Source organism: Marinobacter excellens LAMA 842 (assembly GCF_001574445.1).
Classification (GTDB): Bacteria; Pseudomonadota; Gammaproteobacteria; order Pseudomonadales; family Oleiphilaceae; genus Marinobacter; species Marinobacter shengliensis.
In genome coordinates this window covers 21125-42474 of the sequence record NZ_LOCO01000002.1, presented here as the reverse complement: position 1 = coordinate 42474, position 21350 = coordinate 21125, and the positions used below count along the sequence as shown (strand labels likewise).

At 57.0% G+C, this 21350-nt stretch carries 15 protein-coding genes and 3 tRNA genes; 6 read left to right on the top strand and 12 right to left on the bottom strand.

Features of this window, described 5'->3' with window-relative positions:
* Positions 1-117 precede the first annotated feature (117 nt).
* Positions 118-1122 (top strand): type I glyceraldehyde-3-phosphate dehydrogenase, encoded by a 1005-nt coding sequence (gap, locus tag J122_RS02285; RefSeq protein ID WP_061330974.1) that lies wholly within the window; start codon positions 118-120, stop codon positions 1120-1122.
* A 22-nt stretch (positions 1123-1144) separates the two neighbouring features.
* Positions 1145-2593 (top strand): pyruvate kinase, encoded by a 1449-nt coding sequence (gene pyk, locus J122_RS02280; protein ID WP_061330973.1) that lies wholly within the window; start codon positions 1145-1147, stop codon positions 2591-2593.
* A gap of 81 nt (positions 2594-2674) precedes the next feature.
* Here the strand turns inward: pyk and J122_RS02275 are convergent, their stop codons facing one another.
* The 3 genes from J122_RS02275 to zwf are packed head-to-tail and all read right to left on the bottom strand — an operon-like array spanning position 2675 to position 5559.
* Positions 2675-3325 (bottom strand): bifunctional 4-hydroxy-2-oxoglutarate aldolase/2-dehydro-3-deoxy-phosphogluconate aldolase, encoded by a 651-nt coding sequence (locus J122_RS02275; protein ID WP_061330972.1) that lies wholly within the window; start codon positions 3323-3325, stop codon positions 2675-2677.
* Between the two features lie 52 nt (positions 3326-3377).
* The gene (pgl, locus tag J122_RS02270) at positions 3378-4091 is read right to left on the bottom strand and encodes a 6-phosphogluconolactonase (RefSeq protein WP_082780500.1); all 714 of its coding nucleotides are present in this window, start codon (positions 4089-4091) and stop codon (positions 3378-3380) included.
* Positions 4084-5559 carry a glucose-6-phosphate dehydrogenase gene (gene zwf / locus J122_RS02265; protein WP_061330970.1) on the bottom strand — a complete coding sequence of 492 codons (1476 nt, stop codon included), beginning with the start codon at positions 5557-5559 and terminating at the stop codon, positions 4084-4086. The genes pgl and zwf overlap by 8 nt, the downstream gene beginning before the upstream one ends.
* Positions 5560-5763: 204 nt before the next feature.
* Here zwf and J122_RS02260 point away from each other — a divergent pair, with 204 nt between their 5' ends.
* From J122_RS02260 to J122_RS02245, 4 genes are all read left to right on the top strand, one after another.
* Positions 5764-6636, top strand: coding sequence for a MurR/RpiR family transcriptional regulator (locus J122_RS02260; RefSeq protein WP_061330969.1), 873 nt, complete (start codon positions 5764-5766; stop codon positions 6634-6636).
* A gap of 269 nt (positions 6637-6905) precedes the next feature.
* Complete coding sequence (gene lamB, locus J122_RS02255; protein WP_061330968.1) at positions 6906-8231, top strand: maltoporin LamB; 1326 nt, start codon at positions 6906-6908, stop codon at positions 8229-8231.
* A 224-nt stretch (positions 8232-8455) separates the two neighbouring features.
* On the top strand, positions 8456-11614 hold the full coding sequence (gene pulA, locus J122_RS02250) for a pullulanase-type alpha-1,6-glucosidase (RefSeq protein WP_082780490.1): 3159 nt from the start codon (positions 8456-8458) through the stop codon (positions 11612-11614).
* Positions 11615-11675: 61 nt separating this feature from the next.
* Positions 11676-12104 (top strand): hypothetical protein, encoded by a 429-nt coding sequence (locus J122_RS02245; RefSeq protein WP_061331164.1) that lies wholly within the window; start codon positions 11676-11678, stop codon positions 12102-12104.
* 71 nt (positions 12105-12175) lie between these two features.
* On the opposite strand, the gene J122_RS02240 is transcribed toward J122_RS02245, so the two are convergent.
* The 9 genes from J122_RS02240 to J122_RS02200 form a co-directional block, all read right to left on the bottom strand.
* On the bottom strand, positions 12176-14029 hold the full coding sequence (locus tag J122_RS02240; RefSeq protein ID WP_061330966.1) for a SurA N-terminal domain-containing protein: 1854 nt from the start codon (positions 14027-14029) through the stop codon (positions 12176-12178).
* Between the two features lie 145 nt (positions 14030-14174).
* A complete protein-coding gene (locus J122_RS02235) occupies positions 14175-14447 on the bottom strand; it encodes an HU family DNA-binding protein (RefSeq protein WP_008174603.1) in 273 nt (90 codons plus the stop codon).
* Positions 14448-14684: 237 nt separating this feature from the next.
* Positions 14685-17102, bottom strand: a complete 2418-nt coding sequence (lon, locus tag J122_RS02230; RefSeq protein WP_061330965.1) for an endopeptidase La — start codon at positions 17100-17102, stop codon at positions 14685-14687.
* A gap of 172 nt (positions 17103-17274) precedes the next feature.
* Entirely contained in the window at positions 17275-18558 is a 1284-nt protein-coding gene (clpX, locus tag J122_RS02225) for an ATP-dependent Clp protease ATP-binding subunit ClpX (protein WP_058090436.1), read from the bottom strand.
* A 76-nt stretch (positions 18559-18634) separates the two neighbouring features.
* Positions 18635-19270 (bottom strand): ATP-dependent Clp endopeptidase proteolytic subunit ClpP, encoded by a 636-nt coding sequence (gene clpP, locus J122_RS02220; RefSeq protein WP_058090435.1) that lies wholly within the window; start codon positions 19268-19270, stop codon positions 18635-18637.
* A gap of 164 nt (positions 19271-19434) precedes the next feature.
* Complete coding sequence (gene tig, locus J122_RS02215; protein WP_061330964.1) at positions 19435-20739, bottom strand: trigger factor; 1305 nt, start codon at positions 20737-20739, stop codon at positions 19435-19437.
* Between the two features lie 216 nt (positions 20740-20955).
* Positions 20956-21040, bottom strand: a tRNA-Leu gene (locus tag J122_RS02210).
* A 68-nt stretch (positions 21041-21108) separates the two neighbouring features.
* Positions 21109-21184 (bottom strand) — tRNA-His (locus tag J122_RS02205).
* A gap of 84 nt (positions 21185-21268) precedes the next feature.
* Positions 21269-21345, bottom strand: a tRNA-Arg gene (locus tag J122_RS02200).
* Positions 21346-21350 lie beyond the last annotated feature (5 nt).

Below are 21350 nucleotides of genomic sequence, written 5' to 3'. Positions count from 1 at the left end.
TACTTACTTTTTTTCATCATTACAGCCAATCGGCGTTCATTTATGAAATTTTTGTTGTTATATTTACTACATCAATCCTGAAGACTAAACAAAAAACCGACAACAAGGAGTCTGGTCATGACTATCCGCATCGCCATCAACGGATTTGGGCGTATTGGCCGCAACATCCTCAGGGCCGTTTACGAAAATAACTACCGAAATCAACTACAGGTAGTCGCCATCAACGATCTTGGCGACGCCGAAACCAACGCTCACCTATTCAAATACGACAGTGTACATGGCCGATTTGCCGGCGTAGTCAGTCACGACGCAGAATCGCTGACCGTCAACGGCGATCGAATCGCCATTACCGCCATCCGCAACCCGGAAGACCTGCCCTGGAAAGACTACCACGTGGATGTGGTGTTCGAGTGTACCGGGCTGTTTACCAACCGGGACAAAGCCGCCGCACACCTCAACGCCGGCGCCCGGAAGGTGATTATCTCCGCCCCATCTGGAGACGCAGATGCCACCGTTGTCTATGGCGTCAATCATCAGGAACTGACTGCCAGGCACCAGATCATTTCCAACGCCTCCTGCACCACCAACTGCCTGGCACCGGTGGTCGCCGCCCTGCACGAGACCGTGGGCATTGAGAGCGGCCTGATGACCACCATCCACTCCTACACCAACGACCAGAAACTGAGTGATGTTTACCACTCTGACCTGTACCGGGCCCGGTCTGCCACCCAATCAATGATCCCCACCAAGACCGGTGCTGCCGCTGCCATCGGCAAAGTGATCCCGGACCTGGACGGAAAACTCGACGGCCTGGCCGTCCGGGTTCCAACCATCAATGTGTCGCTGGTGGATTTTGGATTTATTGCCAACCGTAACACCAGCGTAGCGGAGATCAACGAAGCCGTCCGTGACGCCGCGCAGCGAAGCCCGATACTCGGCTACAATACCGAAAAGCTGGTCAGCATCGACTTCAATCACAACGCCCTGTCCAGCGTGTTTGACGCAAATCATACCCGGGTCATTGGCCGTCATGTAAAAGTCATGGCCTGGTACGACAATGAATGGGGCTTTTCAAACCGCATGCTCGACAACGCCATCGAGCTTATGAAAGCCGCTCAGTAACACCCAATAAAGGATCCGCATCATGCTCAGGCGCACCAAAATAGTCGCCACACTCGGCCCCGCTACCGATACCCCGGAAGCCCTGGCCGCCATTATTTCAGCCGGTGTAGACGCCGCCCGGCTTAACTTTTCTCATGGCAGTGCTGATGAGCATATTACCCGGGCCCGGCGGGTAAGAGAGACAGCTGCAGCCCAGGGGCGCTTTGTTGCCTTGCTGGCCGACTTGCAGGGCCCGAAACTGCGAATAGCAAGATTTGCTGAGAACAAAGTTATTCTGGTGGCCGGCCAGACCTTCGTTCTGGACGCCGCCATGGACAAAGAGGCCGGCACCAATGAACGGGTCGGCATTGATTACGAGCAACTGATCGAAGATGTAGAACCGGGGGACATTCTGGTCCTGGATGATGGTCGCATCGAAATGGAAGTCCAGAGCGTGGATGGCCAAAGCATCACATCCCGGGTTCTGATTGGCGGCCCGCTTTCCAACAACAAGGGCCTGAACAAACGGGGAGGCGGCCTGTCTGCCGAAGCCCTCACCGACAAGGACAAACAGGATATTGTCACCGCGGCCCGCCTGGGCGCAGACTATGTAGCGGTATCTTTCGTTCGAACGGCCGATGACATGCACATCGCCCGGAAACTGCTGCAAGACGCCGGCTCAGATGCCGGGCTGGTCGCCAAGATCGAGCGGGCCGAGCTGGCCCATGACGAAGCGGCACTGGACGCCGTTATTCTGGCGTCCGACGCTGTCATGGTTGCCCGAGGTGATCTGGCGGTGGAAATCGGCGATGCGGAACTGGTTGGCGTTCAGAAACACATCATCTCCCGGGCGCGGGTATTGAACCGGGCGGTGATCACCGCCACCCAGATGATGGAATCAATGATCACCAACCCCATGCCAACCCGGGCAGAAGTGTCGGATGTGGCAAACGCCGTGATGGACTACACCGATGCAGTGATGCTGTCGGCGGAAACGGCCGTGGGCGACTACCCCACGGAGGCCGTTGAAGCCATGGTGCGCATCTGCCTTGGGGCGGAACGCCACCCTTCCATGCATCAGTCCAAGCACCGAATCCACGAAAGCATGGAGCGGGTTGATGAGGCCATCGCCCTCTCGGCCATGTATGCCGCCAACCACCTGGAGGGCGTTCGCGCTATCATCTGCATGACCGAAACTGGCGCCACTCCCAGACTGATGTCCCGCATAAAGTCCAGCCTGCCGATATTTGCTTTCTCGCGGCACCACTCCACGCAACACCGCGTTGCACTGTTCCGCGGGGTGCAAACCGTGCCTTTTGATTCCGCCAAGATTGCCAATGAGCAAACCAACGCCAATGCCGTTGCCGAACTCAAACGCATGGGCGTAGTGAAGGAAGACGACCTGGTGGTGATTACCAAGGGTGATTACGTCAATGCCCAGGGAGGCACCAACACCATGAAGATTGTCCGTGTTGGAGCCGACATACGCTAACGTCGGACCTGAGCAACGCAACCTGATAGCAAAAAGCCCACTCCTGGAAGTGGGCTTTTTCATGCCGGCGGGCAAGCAACGTCACCTGAGCTGATCAAGACTGGCCCGCGCCACCTCGGTGATCACCTTCCACTCCCGGCGCTGGATAGCCTCTGCCGGCGTCAACCAGGAACCACCCACGGCAGCCACATTAGGCAATGCCAGGTAGTCCCGCGCGGTATCCTGGTTAATCCCACCAGTCGGGCAGAAGGTCACGTCCGGGAAAGGGCCCCGAAATGCCTTCAGCGCCGGCATACCGCCTGACACTTCAGCCGGAAAGAACTTGAATTCACGGTAACCCAACGAGTACCCCAACATCAGCTCGGAGACCGTGGCTACACCTGGCAATAATGGTGCCTCAGAGGTTAGCGCAAACTCCAGAATCGCCTCGGTAACGCCCGGTGTAATCACGAACTGGGCGCCCGCAGCCTCCACCTGCCGGTACTGGGCGATACTGGTTACTGTACCCGCACCAACCCATGCCTCGGGAATGGCTTTTCTAACCTGTTCAATGGCCCGCACCCCATGTTCGGTTCTAAGAGTAATTTCCAGCACCTTGATACCACCATCCACCAGCGCACGACACAAGGGAATGGCGTCCTCCGGTTCATTGATGGCAATAACCGGCACCAGTGGCGAGGCACTGAGTACAGCCTGAATACGGTCTCTGTGGTAATCGGAAAGTTGTGTCATCTATGTCTCCTGAATGCAGTTACTGACCGCATTGATTCGTACTGCCTCGTCATCACGGGCTCCAGAACACTTTCAGTCCGGGCTTGAGAAAGGCCCTGACCGGCATAGCCATAATGGCCTCGGGCCTTGCCATCGCTGCGGCCAGGGTATCCAGCTTGTCATTCCCCTTCAGGTGCAGGGCGGTATACCTGGCACCGGCCAGCACCGGACGCGTCAAGGTAATGCGCTGCTGCGCCTGGGACGGCGGATTCATCGCCAGCACCAGATCCCTGGATTCCAGGTCCATGGCGTCTGGCAACTCCGGCGCATCCGGGAACAGAGACGCGGTATGACCATCATTCCCCATACCCAGGATCAACACATCCAGCGGCAGTTTCAGCCCGGCAAGTGCAGAGCGAACCCGTGGCAGGCCCTCCTCAGGCGTTGCACCAACCTGCTTCAGAGAGAGAAAGTTGGCATCAGCAGCCTTGTTCTGCAGCAGATTCTCACGCACCAGGGTGGTATTGCTGGCCGGATCTCCCTCGGGTACCCAGCGCTCATCGGCCAGGAGCACATCCACCCGCGACCAATCCAGATCCACCTGCGAAAGCGCCCGAAAAAACGGCAACGGCGTGGACCCACCGGAAACCACCAGACTTGCCCTGTCAGCTCTCTCCAGACGCTGCACCAGAAAACGGGCGACATCAGCGGCGAGGGCTTCGGCCACCTCCTGCGGGTCTTCCCCCGACTCCAGAGTCACACCATCCGGCAGGGGCATATCAGGCATCTTCATACCAGCTCCTCCCGTCCCGGGTAATCATGGCGATGGATGCCACCGGCCCCCAGGTTCCTGCGGCATAGCGCTTTGGCGGTTCGCCACTGTCTCTCCAGTTGGCGATGATCTCGTCGACCCAGCGCCAGGCGTATTCCACCTCATCCCGGCGAACAAACAGGTATTGATTACCTTTCATCACCTCCCAAAGCAGACGCTCATAGGCATCCGGAATGCGTTCCGTTTCAAAGGTTTCAGAGAAGGTCAGCTCCAGCGGCCCCTGCCGCAGTCGCATCCCCTTATCCAGCCCCTGATCCTTGGTCAGAATTTTCAGGGCCATACCCTCGTCCGGCTGTAATCGAATAATCAGTTTGTTGTTGGCCAGATGCTTCTGGTCCGGATCAAAAATGTAGTGAGGCGCCGGCTTGAAATGGATAATAATCTGGGACAACTTTTCCGGAAGCCGCTTGCCGGTACGGATATAGAACGGCACGCCAGACCAGCGCCAGTTATCGATCTCGGCCTTCAGGGCCACAAAAGTTTCGGTGGCACTGCCCTTGTTGGCACCTTCCTCCTCCAGATAGCCCGGCACAGGCTTGCCATTGCTGGTGCCCGCGGTGTATTGACCACGCACAACATACCGATCCATCATGTCCGGGGTAATTCGCTTCAGCGCCTTAAGCACCTTAACCTTCTCGTCCCGAATGCTGTCCGCCGACAGGTCTGCGGGCGGATCCATCGCAATCAGGCACAGCAACTGCAGCAAGTGATTCTGAATCATGTCGCGGATCTGACCGGCCTGGTCGAAATAGCCCCAGCGCCCTTCTATACCCACGCTTTCCGCAACGGTGATTTCAACGTGGGAGATATGATTCTGATCCCACTGGGAGGCGAACAGGTTGTTGGCAAAGCGCAGCGCAATCAGGTTCTGCACGGTCTCCTTGCCCAGGTAGTGATCAATCCGGAACAACTGGTTTTCGTTGTAGACCTCGCCCAGCTCATCGTTGATGACCCGGGACGACTCAAGATCGTGACCGATGGGCTTTTCAACCACAACCCTCGTCCGCTCATTGCAGCAACGGGTTGCCTCGAGATTGCGGGCAATCACACCGTACATTGATGGCGGAGTTGCCATGTAGACAATCAACTGGTTATCCGGCTCGTCCCGCCAGTCCCGGAGCGCCTGGTAGCCCTCCGGGTCATTGAAGTCGAGACGCTGATATTCCACTCGCTGGAGAAAAGCCTGCGCGATATCCGGGTCAAACTCTTCGGACTTCACGTGTTTTCTCAGTTTCTCCAACAGCTGTTCTTTCACCTTGTCCGTGCCGGCCTCAGTTCGTGCAATGGCAAGAATGCGACTGCCGGGCGCCAGCAGGCCCGCCCGTTCAAGTTGATACAGGGCCGGGAAGAGTTTGCGCTGGGCAAGATCCCCCAGCGCCCCGAATAGCATTAGGTCACAACGGGTAGCGGTACGGTTAACCATCGGTTCCTTCTCTCAGTTTAAAGCGACACCAGCCGCCTGAAAGGCATTATGTAGTAATTTTATAAAAATAATGACAGCTTGTCCGGCATTTTCCAAGGGTATTTTTCATTAATTGATATTTTTACTACACCAAAAAGTTCATAAACACGGTATAATCACTACATTTTCCGACAACAATGGCACACCCCGAGGGAGTACCCAAACATGGCCGCAAACCATGCGCACCGTGACGACAACCTGCTGGAAGACATTCAGTCCCGGCTCGACAGCCTGAACAAATCTGAACGCAAGGTCGCGGAAGCCATCCTTCGTGACCCCAGCGCAGCCACTCGTTACAGCATAGCTGCCCTCGCCCGCGCTGCCGATGTCAGTGAACCCACGGTGAATCGTTTTTGCCGGGGATTCTCGGCCACCGGGTTCCCCGACTTCAAAATCCGCCTCGCTCAGAGCATCGCCACCGGCACCCCCTACGTGGGCCAGAATGTCGAGCCAGACGACACCGTGGCGGAGTTCGCAGACAAGATCATGCTCAGCACCATCGCCAGCCTGGACAAAGCCCGCCAGTCCCTGGACGCCAAAGCACTGGGCACCGTCATTGACCACCTGATTCAAGCCAAACAGATCAGCTTCTTCGGCATGGGTGGTTCGGCGTCCGTTGCCCTGGATGCGCAACACAAGTTCTTTCGCTTCAACATCCCGGTCACCTCTTACGACGACGCCCTGATGCAACGCATGGTTGCCGCCGGTGCCCAGGTAGGTGATGTCATAGTATTGATCTCCTACACCGGCAGAACCAAAGAGGCCGTTGAGATTGCCAAGGTGGCGCGCGCCAATGGAGCCACCGTGATTGGCATCACAAATCCGGAATCTCCACTGGCCGAATGCTGCACGGCGGTGCTTGGCGTAACCGCTCCGGAAGACACCGAAGTCTATATGCCCATGTCGTCACGCATTATTCACCTGACCGTGATCGACATCCTGGCAACCGGTGTGACCCTCAAGCGCGGAAAGGATTTCCTGAGCCATCTCAAAAAGATAAAGGAAAGCCTCAAGGCTACCCGCTATCCACTGGAGTAATCCCCCATAGTACTCGCCTGTACCACGCAGACATCCTCCGGCAGGGGGCGCAGCCATCTACGCCCCTCCTCCCCCTTGAAACTCACCCCCCAAATTCCCTGACTCGGAGGATGTACAAAGACACGCCTTGAGGAACCATGAAATCCGGTTTCCCAATGTCTGATTGGCAGAAGCTGCACTCAAGGGAACCGGAAGCCTGACCGGGACCTAGGAACCGGAAATTCCGCTTCCCTGACATGCAAGAATGACAAAAACACAGGACTCAAACGATGCACAATAAAAAGCCTCTCTTCGCTAGCAAGCTCCCACTGGCAGCTGCCATCACCGCAGCGGTCATGGCAACACCGGCCATCGCGCTGGACTTCCACGGCTACGCCCGGGCAGGAGCCTCCACCAATATCGGCAGCGGCGGCGAACAAACCTGTTTCGGCAGTGGCGCCAGCGGTCACTATGTAGGCCGCCTGGCTGACGAATGCGACACCTATGCCGAGCTGTCACTGGGCGACGAGCTGTTCAGCCAGGACGGCAAAACCTTCCGCATTGATTCCATGCTTGCCTACAGTGCTGAGCCCCAGGGCAACGATTACCAGGCACTGAATGGCGGCAACAACATCAGCGGTATCGACTTCGCCAACGAAGAAGTCACCCGCAACAACGCAGACCCGTTCGGCGGCGGTGAGATTGCCCTGAGACAGCTTTATGTGTCTGCCAAAAACGTCGTCGAGTCGCTGCCCGGCGCCACCCTCTGGGCCGGCAAACGCTTCTATCAGCGTAAAGACATCCACCAGATGGATCTCTACTACGTCAACAACTCCGGCTACGGCGCGGGTATCGAGAACATCAAGGCAGGTGCTGGCCACCTGTCCGTTGCCTATACCAATGCCGACACCAGCGACGGTGAAGGCCTGGTACAGAACAACAAAGTTGACGTTCGCTACGCCTTCCCCGTTGCCGGCGGCCACACCCTTGAACTGATCGGCATCTACGCCATGGCGGACCTGACCGACCAGCAGAAAGACGCCGGCATTGAAGACGAGAACGGCTATTTTCTCACCGCCGAGCTGTCATCAGGTGTTATGGGTGGCTTCAACAAATTCGCCGTGCAGTATGGCGCCGACTCCATGGGCTTCGCCAATGCCGAAGGCAGCAGTGGCGGGCGAGTGGATAACGGCAACGTTGCTGGCTACTTCGAGTCCAGCTGGCGCGTGCTCAACCACGGCGTGATCAAATTGGGCAATAACTGGGATCTGGGGCATTCCGTTGTCTATGAGAAAGCCAAACCCCATGATGCCGGCGCCCGTGATGGTGAGCGCCTGAGCATCATCGCCCGACCGATCTACAACTGGTCAACCGTTATGAGTACCGCGATTGAGATCGGCTACAGCGATACCGACCGCCCCTGGTTCACCGAATCCCAGGACCTCGGGAAAGTGGCTATCGCCCAGCAATGGCAGGCCGGCCCTGGCTACTGGGCGCGCCCCGTTATCCGCGCTTACGCTGCTACCTTCTTCGGAGATGAAGCCGAGGCCGCACGCGGTGGCGAAGGAATCGATGGCGACATCCAGATCGGCGCCCAGATCGAAGCCTGGTGGTAAGGCTCTAAACTCCACACGCTCTACTTGGACCTCCTTCAGGGCCGGCATTTGCCGGCCCTTTTTTTGCCCCTCACCCAATGACATCTACGCCCCGCTGCCACCTACGGCTACGCCCCGAAAATCCGGTCCCGGAGGGATGTTCTCGTGCATGCTTCGCGCAACCATGAGGAAGATCCGGAGCGGATCTTCCACCAACAAAAACAATTGGAAAGAGGATGTTGACAATGCCTGACCATAAACGGCTCACGGGTGGCATAGTGCTGACCCTTGCGCTGGCTCTCACCGGCTGCAACTCCGGCAGTAGCAGCGACTCACCGGCCAACGGCGGAAACACTGGCGCTGACGGCCTGCTCGAACCCGGGGCCAACGAGGCCCTGCTCTATTACAAGCGACCAGATGCCAGCTATGACGGCTGGGGCCTGCACCTGTGGAACGACGCCGGCGCTGGCTGTGATGGCCTGGCCGATGGTGTGCCCACCGACTGGGACACCCCAAGACGGGCGGACGGCATCAGCGACACCTACGGCGCCTATTATCGGATACCCATGCGCGAGGCCGGGGACTGCCTCAACTTCATTGTCCATAAGGGTGATGAGAAAGATCTTGGCGGCCAGGACCACCGCTGGCACTTTGGTGCGCTCGGCAACCGCATTTTCACCGTCAGCGGCAGCCAGCTGTTATCCAGTACACCGATCGAGACCGACGGTATTGCCATTGCCGGCGCCAGTGCCCATTGGGTTGATCGCAACACTCTGGTCTTCCGGGACACCGGAAATCTGCCACGGGTTGAACTTCGCTATGACCACAATGCCGGGATTGGCGTCAGCGACTCCGACACCCTGAGTGGTGGCAACGTACTGGAACTGACACCCACCACGTTACCTGAAGCCAGTGCAGACAAGTTCCCCCACCTGGCAGATTGGCCAGCCTACGAGATCATCGCTGACAGCGAAACCATCCAATCCGCGTTAAAGGGCCAACTGGTCGCCGCAGCCTATAACAGTAACGACGAGCTGGTAGCCGCCACCGGCGTGCAGATCGCGGGGGTACTGGATGACCTCTTTACCTTTAGCGGAGAGCTCGGCGCCATCATCGACGCAAGCTCCGTTACCTTTTCGGTCTGGGCACCAACCGCCCAGAGCCTGAAGCTTCATGTGTTCGATGAAGCCGGCGATCTCCTGCCCGGATATCCGGCCGAGATGATCGAATCCGAAGGCGTGTGGAGTCATTCCGGAAGCCGCAACGACCTGCTGGAGATGTACTATCAGTACGAAGTCTCCGTTTACCACCCCAGAACCGGTGCCATCGAAACCACCCTGGTATCCGACCCTTACGCCCTCAGCCTCTCGGCGAATGGCCAGTATGCCCAGGTGGTGGACCTTGGCGCAGACTACAAGCCATCCGGATGGGACAGCCTTACGATTCCAGCGAGGCCAGCGCCGGAGGATGTCGTGGTGTATGAGGTGCACGTTCGCGATTTCAGCGCCACAGACGAAACCGTTGAGCCGTCCCATCGTGGCAAGTACAAAGCCTTTACAGCCCCTTCTGATGGCAGTGTCGATAGCGTCGCACATCTGAGGGATCTGGCCGAGGCTGGCGTAACTCACCTGCACCTGTTGCCTGCCTTTGATATCGCCACCGTGAACGAGAACCCGAGCCAGGTGGTCGATATTCAGGACGATTTCAACCGGCTGTGTGAGCTTTCTGAAGCAGCCGCCAGCGAGTTCTCTGAATACTGCACAAGCGGGCAAACGATTCGCCAGGTTCTGGAAGGGTTTGACCCGCTCACCGGTGACGCCCAGGCGCTGTATAACACGTTCCGCGACCTGGACAGCTTCAACTGGGGCTATGACCCGGTTCACTTCACTGTGCCGGAAGGCAGCTATGCCACAGACGCCCAGGGCCCTCAGCGCATTACCGAGTTCCGGGAACTGGTGACGGCGGCTTCCGAATTGGGCCTGAACGTGGTTCTGGACGTGGTCTACAACCACACCAATTCGTCCGGTCTTGCCGACAACTCGGTTCTGGACAAGCTGGTACCCGGCTATTACCACCGCCTGAACCCGGAAACCGGCGCCGTCGAGCAGTCCACCTGCTGTGAGAATACCGCGTCTGAGCACGCCATGATGGAAAAGCTGATGGTCGACTCCCTGGTCACCTGGGCCCGGCATTACAAAGTATCCGGGTTCCGGTTTGATCTGATGGGCCACCACATGCTGAGCAATATGGAGAAGGCCCTGGCCGCGGTGCAGGCTGTCGATCCGGACACCTATTTCTATGGTGAAGCCTGGAACTTCGGCGAGGTGGCCAACAACGCCAGAGGCGTAAACGCCATCCAGACCAACATGGCCGGAACCGGTATTGGCTCGTTCAACGATCGCCTGCGGGATGCCGTACGTGGCGGCGGGCCCTTCGATGGAGGTGATGCCATTCGGGCCAACCAGGGATTTGCCAATGGCCTGTTCACCTACCCCAACGATCGAAACACGGGCAGCGAAGATGAAAGAAACCGGTTACTGCAGGTGAGTGACTGGATTCGTGTGGGCATCGCCGGCAGCCTGGCAGACTACCCGTTTGAGACCGCCACAGACGAGCTGAAAACCGCTGCCGAAATCGACTACAACGGACAGGCCGCCGGTTACACGGCAGATCCCCAGGAAATCATCAATTACGTTTCCAAGCACGACAACCAGACTCTCTGGGACAACAACCAGTACAAAGCCGACTACGCCGCCAGCACCCAGGAGCGGGCGCAAATGCAGGTTGTTGGCCTGGCCGTTCCGATTCTCAGCCAGGGCATCCCGTTCCTGCATATGGGCTCTGAACTGCTGCGTTCCAAATCCATGGAACGGGACAGCTACGATTCCGGGGACTGGTACAACGAGGTGGATTTCAGCTTCCAGGCTTCCGCCTGGAATCGAGGCCTGCCCCGCCAGGATAAGGATGGCTCTAACTGGGACCTGATCACCGAGGTCATCACCTCCGCTGGCAGTCACGCCAACCCCACTCCGGCGACGATCAGCTACACCAGGGATCAGGTGCTGGAGCTGCTCAGGGTGCGCAAGGAAAGCCCACTGTTCCGGCTTCAGACCGCCGAGGACATCAAGAACCGCCTCAGCTTCCTCAACACCGGCTCGCAGCAGATTCCGGGGCTGATCGCGTTCAGCCTGCTGGATGACGGTACCGCCGGTTTGCCGGAGCTGGATCCTGCCAATAACGAGATTGTGGTGGTGATCAACGCCAGCAACACCACCCAGACCCTGAACCACACCCTGGAAGGGGATTTCTCTGTCAGGGCCGATACCTCCCCGGCTCAGTCTGCGGCGGCCGATGCTGGCGAGTTCCTGGTGCCCGGGCTCTCGGTTTCGGTATTTGCCCGCTGACCGGCGGGCCTCAACACAGCCGGCCATGCCGGCTGTGACCATTGATAACAAGGAGAACAACATGAAAAAAGTACTTGGCAATCTGGCTCTGGTCTCTGTGCTTGCCATGACCGGCTGTGCCACCACCGGTGGTGAGCGTGACTACAGCCAGTCACTTTATCTGCGCGGGCAGTTTGCCTGGTGGGATGCCCTGCCCGAATACAAGGTCAAAAAGGTCGACACCGGCGTCTACCGAACGGAAATCGAATTAAAGGCGGACGGCCAACCCTATGAATTCAAGTTTGGCGATGCCAACTGGAGCAATGGGACCAACTGCGGTTACCTGTCCGAGAAAGACGACAAGGAGGTAACGCTCAACACGCCGGTTCGAGCGAACTGCTCTGCCGTGTTTGAGAACTTCCGTTTCACGCCGCCGGAATCGGCGGTGTACGGCTTCTATTTCGACGTAACCGGCGAGACTCCCACGGTGTATATCAAAAAAGCCAACTGATGCCCTGACATGCACAAAAAAGGGTGCCTGATCGGCACCCTTTTTTAATCGCTTTTCATCACACCCGGGAATCAATCCCTGTCGACCTCCGCGGTGTTTCTCAGGTATTGCTGATAAGCCATGTACTCACGCTGGCCCTCGAGCTGGGTCAGGAATTGACGCAACTGCTGGTATTCAGCGCCATCTGTATCCACCGCACCTTCGTTTACGGCATCAACCAGAATAATCGCCGCCTCACGCTGGCCAACGGCTTTGGCCATGGAAGGATTACCTTCGTCCGGGCGCGGCATGGCAAAGGCACGCTGCACCACAAATCGGCTCAGGTTAGCGCCGTCTCGCCCCTGGTTCTCGAAGCGCTGCCAGTCACCGGCATTCAGCGATTCGGGATCTTCTCCCGCTTCCAGGGCAGCCATCAGCTCATCCACTCTCGCCTCAAGCACCTGCCGGGTCTTGCGCGCTTCCAACATGGCGGCAATGTCGTCACGAACGTCGGCCAGCTCACGCTGACGAGGCTCCAAGTATTCGCGGACGCGAGCCACCACAGACGCGTTGTCACCAACATCGATCAACTCGGTGTTGAAACCGCCCTGCAGTACGTCATCAGAGAACAGCTGACGCACCAGCCCGGCGTGATCGAAAGGCGCGGCTCCACCCTCCCGGGTAACTCCGTCCACTTCCCGCACTTCCAGGCCAAGCTCTGCTGCCGGGCCCGCCAGATCGTCCGCAGCGTAGGCTGCATCGGCCAATTGGGCACGCACTTCAGCAAAGCGCTCGCTGGCGCGGCTGCGGGCCAGTTCATCACGCAACTCGCCCTGCAGCGACTCAAAAGACGGAACATCGGAACGACGCACGCCATCCAGTCGAATCAGGTGGATACCAAAGCTGGTTTCAACCGGGCCCGACACTTCACCTTCTTCCAGGGCAAAGAGCGCGTTCTCGAAGGCCTCATCGTAGACACCACGACCGGCATAACCCAGGTCACCACCGTCACGGGCGGAAACCGTATCAGCGGAGAATTCCTCGGCCAGGTCCGAGAACGATTCACCTGCCTCCAAACGCTCCTGAATCGACGCGATGGTAGCCTCAGCATCGCTACCGTCTTCAATCAGGATATGGGCAGCGCGCCGCTCCTCACGGGCGTATTCTTCGGCCCGCTCACCGTAGAAGGCCCGCAGGTCTTCCTCGGAGATTTCGATCACATCCGCCAGGGCGCCCAACGACAGCGTAATGTAAGCCGCGTTCACCTGCTCGGGCTCGCGGAACTGATCGGCGTTGTCGTCGTAAAACGACTGAATCTCTTCCTCGGTTACCGTAATCTGCTCAGACAGAGAGTCTGCGCTAACGGTCAGCACACGGAAATCGCGGGTCTGGTTCTGGATACGCAACAGTTGTGCGGCGTTTTCACTGGCCACAATACCGGTCTGCGCGATGGACGCACGAATCTGGTTGACCACGTAGTTCTTCCGCATGTTCTCGCGGAATTCACCCACGCCCATGCCAACATTGCGTACCGTTGCCACAAACCGATCACGGTTAAACTGGCCGTCTACCTGAAACTGGGGCATCTGGGTAATCAGCGCATCGATGTCGGCATCCGACAGCTCCAGTCCCTGGGCCTGGGCGTCGAGGGTCAGTACCCGCTCCTGGATCAGGGATTCCAGCACATCCCGGCGGATCTGATCTTCATCCAGCATGGAGGGATCCGGGCTGTCCATCTGCATGAGCCGCTGCTGTGTTTCCAGCTGCACGGTGCGCAAAAACTCACGCTCGGTGATGGAGTCTCCGTTAACAGTGGCCACTTCCGGCTCACCGGAAAAACCGCCAACAATGGCGTCCATCCCCCAGATTGACAGAGAAATGATCAGAAGGCCGATAATAACCTTTGCAATAGTACCCTGGGCGTTATCCCGAATATCTTGAAGCATGTTGTTCCTGAATCCCTGTTCAAGGTCGTGCTGGTGTTATTGGTGAGGCGGCTGCACTTTAACGTAAAAAGGCGCACCCTGTCCGGAATGCGCCTTGAATTCTTGCGGCAGCTTTCGCAAGCGAAAGCTGCCAAAGAAAGAGCCTTTACTTAACGGCGTCTTTCAGGGCCTTGCCTGCTTTGAATCCAGGCACTTTAGAGGCCGGAATCTTGATTTCAGCGCCAGTCTGCGGGTTGCGGCCGGTACGGGCGGCGCGCTCTTTCACAGAAAAGGTACCGAAGCCGATCAGGGTAACCTGATCGCCTTTCTTCAGTGCTCCAGTGATGGAGTTGGTCATGGCATCCAGCGCACGGCCAGCTGCAGCTTTGGAGATATCTGCGGACTCTGCAATTGCATCGATAAGTTCGGACTTGTTCACACTAAACCCCTTCGATTTCAGGTTGAAGATGTTATAGGTCGGTTTGTTTTTCGAGGACGTTCCCGACTATCGCATATGCGGTCGGAGAATTCCATTCTTCAGTTTTCTTATTCCTTTCGGTAGTACACCGGTGTTCGGAATAGGCACTTACTGCGCGGGAGCCCTTGGTATTGGCTGCTTCACGGCGAAACAGTTATACCAACGGGCTCTCAGGCATGTCAACAACTCATCGGGTGTTTAATGTGTATTTATGCGCTCGGCAGCATCGCCGGCATCGTCTCCGGCTTTCGACGAGGCTCCCTCTTTTGCCGAATCGGCGGTGCGTGGCTCTGGCTGGTAAGCCAGTGCAATGTCCAGAACCTCATCAATCCACTTCACCGGACGAATCTCAAGAGAGTCTTTTATATTATCCGGTATCTCTTTGAGATCCCTGACATTTTCATCCGGAATAATGACGGTCTTGATGCCACCCCGATGGGCTGCCAGCAGCTTCTCCTTGAGCCCGCCAATCGCCAGAACTTTACCCCGAAGGGTAATCTCACCGGTCATGGCCACCTCGGCCCGGACCGGAATTTTGGTCAGCGCAGACACCAGCGCTGTGCACATGCCAATACCAGCACTGGGACCATCTTTTGGCGTTGCACCCTCAGGTACGTGCACGTGGAGGTCGTGCTTTTCATGGAAGTCATCGGCAATGCCAAGGCCAGAAGCCCGGCTGCGAACCACCGTCAGGGCCGTCTGGATCGACTCCTGCATGACATCACCCAGTGAACCGGTCTTGACCACTCTACCTTTACCTGGGGTCAGGGCACACTCGATGGTCAACAGTTCACCGCCCACCTGGGTCCAGGCAAGTCCGGTCACCTGACCGATTTCGTTCTTCTCTTCCGCCAGACCATACTTGAATTTCTTGACGCCGGAGTAGTCCTCCAGCATCTCGGGCGAGAGGGTCACAGAGGCCTTGTCGTTGGCCTCTACGTGCTCCCTGACCACCTTCCGGCAGATCTTGGCGATTTCCCGCTCCAGGCCGCGCACACCCGCCTCACGGGTGTAGTAGCGGATCAGGTCACGGAGTGTCGCTTCGGGAATCTTCAGTTCGTCCTTGCGCAAGCCGTTTGCCTTGATCTGCTTGGGCAACAGGTAGCGCAGAGCAATATTGACCTTTTCTTCCTCGGTGTAGCCCGGAATCCGGATGATCTCCATCCGGTCCAGCAGGGCCGGCGGAATATCCATGGAGTTGGAGGTACACACGAACATCACGTCCGAGAGGTCGTAATCCACCTCCAGGTAATGATCGTTAAAGGTGTGATTCTGCTCAGGGTCCAGCACCTCAAGCAAGGCTGACGCCGGATCACCCCGGTGGTCCATACCCATCTTGTCGATTTCATCGAACAGGAACAGCGGGTTCTTTACTCCAACCTTGGACAGCTTCTGCAGCAGCTTACCCGGCAGAGCGCCAATATAGGTTTTCCGATGCCCGCGAATCTCTGCCTCATCCCGAACGCCGCCCAGAGCCATCCGGGTATACTTGCGGTTAGTCGCCTTAGCGATGGACTGCCCAAGAGACGTCTTGCCGACGCCGGGAGGCCCAACCAGGCAAAGCACAGGCCCCTTGACCTTCTTCACACGGCTTTGCACTGCCAGGTACTCAAGGATGCGCTTCTTCACCTCATCCAGGCCGTAGTGGTCCTTATCCAGGATCTCACGGGCCTTCTCCAGATCGTGCCGCACGCGGCTGCGTTTTTTCCAGGGCACCGCCAGCATCCAGTCGATGTAACCCCGCACAACGGTGGCTTCCGCTGACATGGGTGACATCATCTTCAATTTGTTGAGTTCTGTTTCGGTTTTCTTGCGCGCCTCTTCCGGCAGGCCGGCTTCCTCAAGCTTCTGCTCGAGTTCTTCGAAGTCGTTATTGCCCTCGCCCAGATTGCCCATCTCTTTCTGGATGGCCTTCATCTGCTCGTTCAGGTAATACTCGCGCTGGCTCCGCTCCATCTGTTTCTTGACGCGTCCGCGGATGCGCTTTTCCACCTCAATCAGGTCGATCTCGCCGTCCAGTTTGCCCAGCAGCAGGTCAACACGCTTGCGAACGTCCAGTGCCTCCAGCAATTCCTGCTTCTCGGGAATCCGCATTTCAAGATGGGCCGCCATGGTATCCACCAGGCGCTCAAGCTCCTGAATACCCGTCAAGGCATTGGAAACCTCTGACGGCACCTTCTTAGACAGCTTCACATACTTTTCGAATTCGTCCATCAGGGTCTTGGTGAGCACATCCTCCTCGCGCTCAGGCAACGACTCTTCTTCCATCAGAATGGCCTGTCCTGACAGGAAATCACCCTCGGAAATATCGGTAATGCTGGCCCTGGCATTGCCCTCAACCAGCACCTTGACGGTACCATCCGGCAGACGAAGCATCTGCAGTACGGTGGCCAAAGTACCCATGGAGAATACATCCACGGCACCAGGCTCATCGGTTGAGGCGTCTTTCTGGGCGACCAGAAGGATTTCCTTGCTGCCCTCCATCGCGGCTTCCAGTGCCTGGATGGACTTCTCCCGGCCCACAAACAACGGGACCACCATGTGCGGAAACACCACTACGTCCCGCAGCGGGAGTAACGGGTAGTCTTGCACGGTTTCTTCAGATATACGGGTCATAGGGAATCCTCTGACAGCATTTTATTCAGCATATCACCCATCATTGGGGCGGCGGCGAAAATTGCAATCTTTTTACGAAAGGAACCGATGGGCAGGAACAGCATTCAGCGTCATGAAAAAGGGGCGATAGTCGCCCCTTTTCAATGCACTGCCAAATGACCTCAGAACTCAGTCAGTCCTCGGGTACCGCTTTGGCATGGTCGCTGCTTGCGTAGATCTTGAACGGCTCAGAGTCACCACTGATGACGCTGGCATCAATCACCACCTTGGAAACATCATGTTCAGATGGAATCTGGTACATGGTATCCAGCAGTGTGGCTTCCATGATTGAACGGAGGCCCCGGGCACCGGTTTTGCGCTCCATCGCCTTGCGCGCTACAGCTCGCAGCGCGTCTTCCCGGAAGTCCAGCTCCACGCCTTCCATATCAAACAGCTTCTGATACTGCTTGGTCAGCGCGTTCTTGGGCTCGGTGAGGATTTGCACCAGGGCTTGTTCATCCAGCTCTGTCAGCGTAGCAACCACCGGCAAACGGCCAACAAACTCCGGAATCAGACCAAATTTCACAAGATCCTCGGTTTCGACATCACGGATGATGTCACCGGTATTCTTGCTGTCGTCCTGGCTCTTCACCGTTGCGGAGAAGCCTATGGAACTGCGCTCCGAACGCTCCTGGATCACTTTCTCCAGGCCGGCAAAAGCGCCACCGCAAATAAACAGCATGTTGGTGGTGTCTACCTGCAGAAACTCCTGCTGCGGATGCTTGCGACCACCCTGGGGCGGAACCGACGCGACCGTACCCTCGATCAGTTTCAGGAGCGCTTGCTGCACACCTTCACCGGATACATCTCGGGTGATCGACGGGTTGTCGGATTTGCGGGAAATCTTGTCGATTTCGTCGATATAGACGATGCCGCGCTGCGCTTTTTCGACATCGTAATCACACTTCTGCAGCAGCTTCTGGATGATGTTCTCGACATCTTCACCCACATAGCCGGCTTCGGTGAGCGTGGTGGCGTCGGCAATGGTGAACGGCACGTTCAGCATCCGGGCCAGTGTCTCGGCCAGCAGGGTCTTGCCACTCCCGGTCGGACCGATCAGCAGGATGTTACTCTTACCCAGTTCAACGTCGCTTTTGCCTTCGCCATAGCGCAGGCGCTTGTAGTGGTTGTAAACCGCGACAGACAGCACAACTTTGGCGCGGTCCTGGCCAATCACATATTCGTTCAGGGTCTCGCGGATTTCCGCCGGTGTGGGAAGACGATCACTGGCCTCTTCCTGGGCGTTTTCCTGAATCTCTTCGCGAATAATGTCGTTGCACAGGTCAACGCACTCGTCGCAGATGAACACCGAGGGCCCTGCAATGAGCTTACGGACTTCATGCTGGCTCTTTCCACAAAACGAGCAGTACAGCAACTTGCCGTTATCGTCGCCTCTGCCGTTTCTTTCATCTGCCATTGAAATACCTCTGTTCTTCGTTGGTCGGCGCAATCAAACAATACGCCGACCAGGGATGATGCGATGACTTTCAGTATTATTTATTCGGTACGCGCTTATCAAGTATTGTATCGATCAACCCGTACTCTTTCGCCTGCTGCGGATCCATGAAATTGTCGCGGTCAGTGTCGCGCGCGATGGTCTCGAGATCCTGGCCGGTGTGCTCCGCCAGCAAGGTGTTGAGGGTATGGCGAATCTTCAGGATTTCGCGAGTATGAATCTCGATATCCGTCGCCTGCCCCTGGTAACCACCCAGCGGCTGATGAATCATCACCCGGGAATTCGGCAGGCACGCCCGTTTACCCTTGGTACCCCCTGACAGCAGGAAGGCGCCCATGCTGGCCGCCTGGCCGATACACAAGGTGGCAACATCCGGCTTTACAAACTGCATGGTGTCGTAGATGGACATACCAGCAGTCACAGAGCCGCCTGGGCTGTTGATATAAAGGTGGATGTCCTTGTCCGGATTTTCGGATTCCAGGAACAGCAGCTGAGCAACGACCAGGTTTGCCATGTGGTCTTCGACCGGGCCAACCAGAAAAATCACCCGTTCCTTGAGCAGCCGGGAATAGATATCAAAGGAACGCTCTCCGCGTGCCGTCTGTTCAATTACGATCGGCACCAGACCGGCGTTGGTTATCATTGTAGGGCCATCAAACGGTTTCTGCGTCATGTGCGCCTGAACTCCTTATGGACAATGGGCATGGACTCCTGTGGCAGGATATCCGGAAGTGATCGTCAGGATACCCTTATACTCTGCCACCAGTGAGCCCAGATGAAAACAGCCGGACACGCCGGCTGTTTCCAGAAAGCGACTCCGGGCCAGGCCCGGGGCCATCAGCGCTGGGGCTGACCGGCCTGAACCGCTTCTTCGTACTTCATTTTCTTCTCTTTCACTTTGGCCTGACCAAGCACATAGTCCACCACGGCATCTTCCAGAACAGATGACTCGATCTGAGCTTTCTGGTCCGGGTTGTTGGTGAAGTGCGCAACAACCTCTTCAGGCTGTTCATACGTAGATGCGATCTCCTGGATCTTTTCATCCACCTGGGCCGGCTCGGCCTTCAGGTCGTTCTTCTTGACCACTTCCTGGAACAACAAGCCAGTCTTCACCCGGCGCTTGGCCTGCTCTTCGAAGATTTCCTTGGGCAGCTGCTGGAAGTCAACCTGGCCACCAAAACGCTGAACGGCATCCTGACGCAGGCGATCAATTTCCTGATCCACCAGGGCAGCCGGAATCTCCAGCTCGGTGGTTTCCAGCAGTCCGTCAACAACGTCGTTCTTGACCTTGTTGGACACCGCCTGCTTGAGCTCGCGCTCCATGTTTTTCTTCACTTCTTCACGGAAGGTCGCTTCGTCTTCGGCTTCAATACCGAACTTCTTGAAGAACTCCTGGTCCAGTTCCGGCAGCTGCGGCTCTTCTACCTTGTGGATCTTGATATCGAACTTGGCTGGCTTACCAGCCAGGTCTTCGTTGTGGTAGTCCTCGGGGAACTCCACTTCGATTTCCAGATCTTCACCGGCCTTACCACCAACAATGGCCTTTTCGAAGCCCGGGATCATCTGACCAGAACCCAGAGTCAGACGATGGCCTTCAGCGGCGCCGCCTTCAAACTCTTCACCTTCGATGAAGCCTTTGAAGTCGATGGTCAGAACATCTTTGTTCTTGGACTTGCGCTTGACTTCTTTCATGGTGGCCTGCTGACGACGCAGGTTGTCAATCATGGTATCGATGTCTTTGTCGGTCACTTCGGCAACCGGCTTCTCTACCTCAACCTTGGACAGGTCGCCCAGCTCGATTTCAGGCAGCACTTCGAAGATGGCCACGAACTCGAGGTCTTTGCCCTCTTCCATGGTTTTCGGTTCAAACTTCGGCCAGCCAGCCGGGTTGATATCCTGCTCCTGCAGTGCCTTGATGTAATGGTCGCGCATGGCCTCGCCAACCACTTCCTGGCGAACGCTGTCACCGAAACGACGCTTGACCACGCTCATGGGCACCTTGCCAGGACGGAAACCGTTCAGGCGCACGGAACGGGCAGTTTCCTGCAGGCGTTTCTGAACCGCCTGATCGATTTCCTGGGCGGGCACACCAATCGTCATGCGACGCTCGATGTTAGAGGTCGTTTCAACAGACACTTGCATGGAAGTTCCTCAAATTACAGATTCTGTAGGTGAATGAAAATTAAGACAAAACCCTGTTCAAAGCGACAAGCCCGAAAGGGACGCAAAATTAAAAGCCGGTAGTTTATCACGGTTTACCCCACCGAGAGAATCACCCGGTAAGGCTGAATATCGCTTTGAGACCAGTGCCACAACCGACATAGACAAAAATGGGGGCATTACTGAAAAAAGAAAGGGTGGTGCGAGAGGAGAGACTCGAACTCTCACGGGTTGCCCCGCTGGAACCTAAATCCAGTGCGTCTACCAATTCCGCCACTCTCGCGTATCTGGCACTGTACCGAAACGACCAAACGCCGTACAGACAGGCAGAAAAACAAACAAGGGGAAAAGTGGGGTGGACGAAGGGGTTCGAACCCTCGACCGCAGGAGTCACAATCCTGAGCTCTACCAACTGAGCTACGTCCACCACATCAGGGAGGTGCCTTTGGCACTCACTACTGCTTGCTTCAACTTTGCTGGTTTGGCGATCCGGTCCGGACTCACGACTTGATGGCGCGCCCGGCAGGACTCGAACCTGCGACCATCCGCTTAGAAGGCGGATGCTCTATCCAGCTGAGCTACGGGCGCTTGAC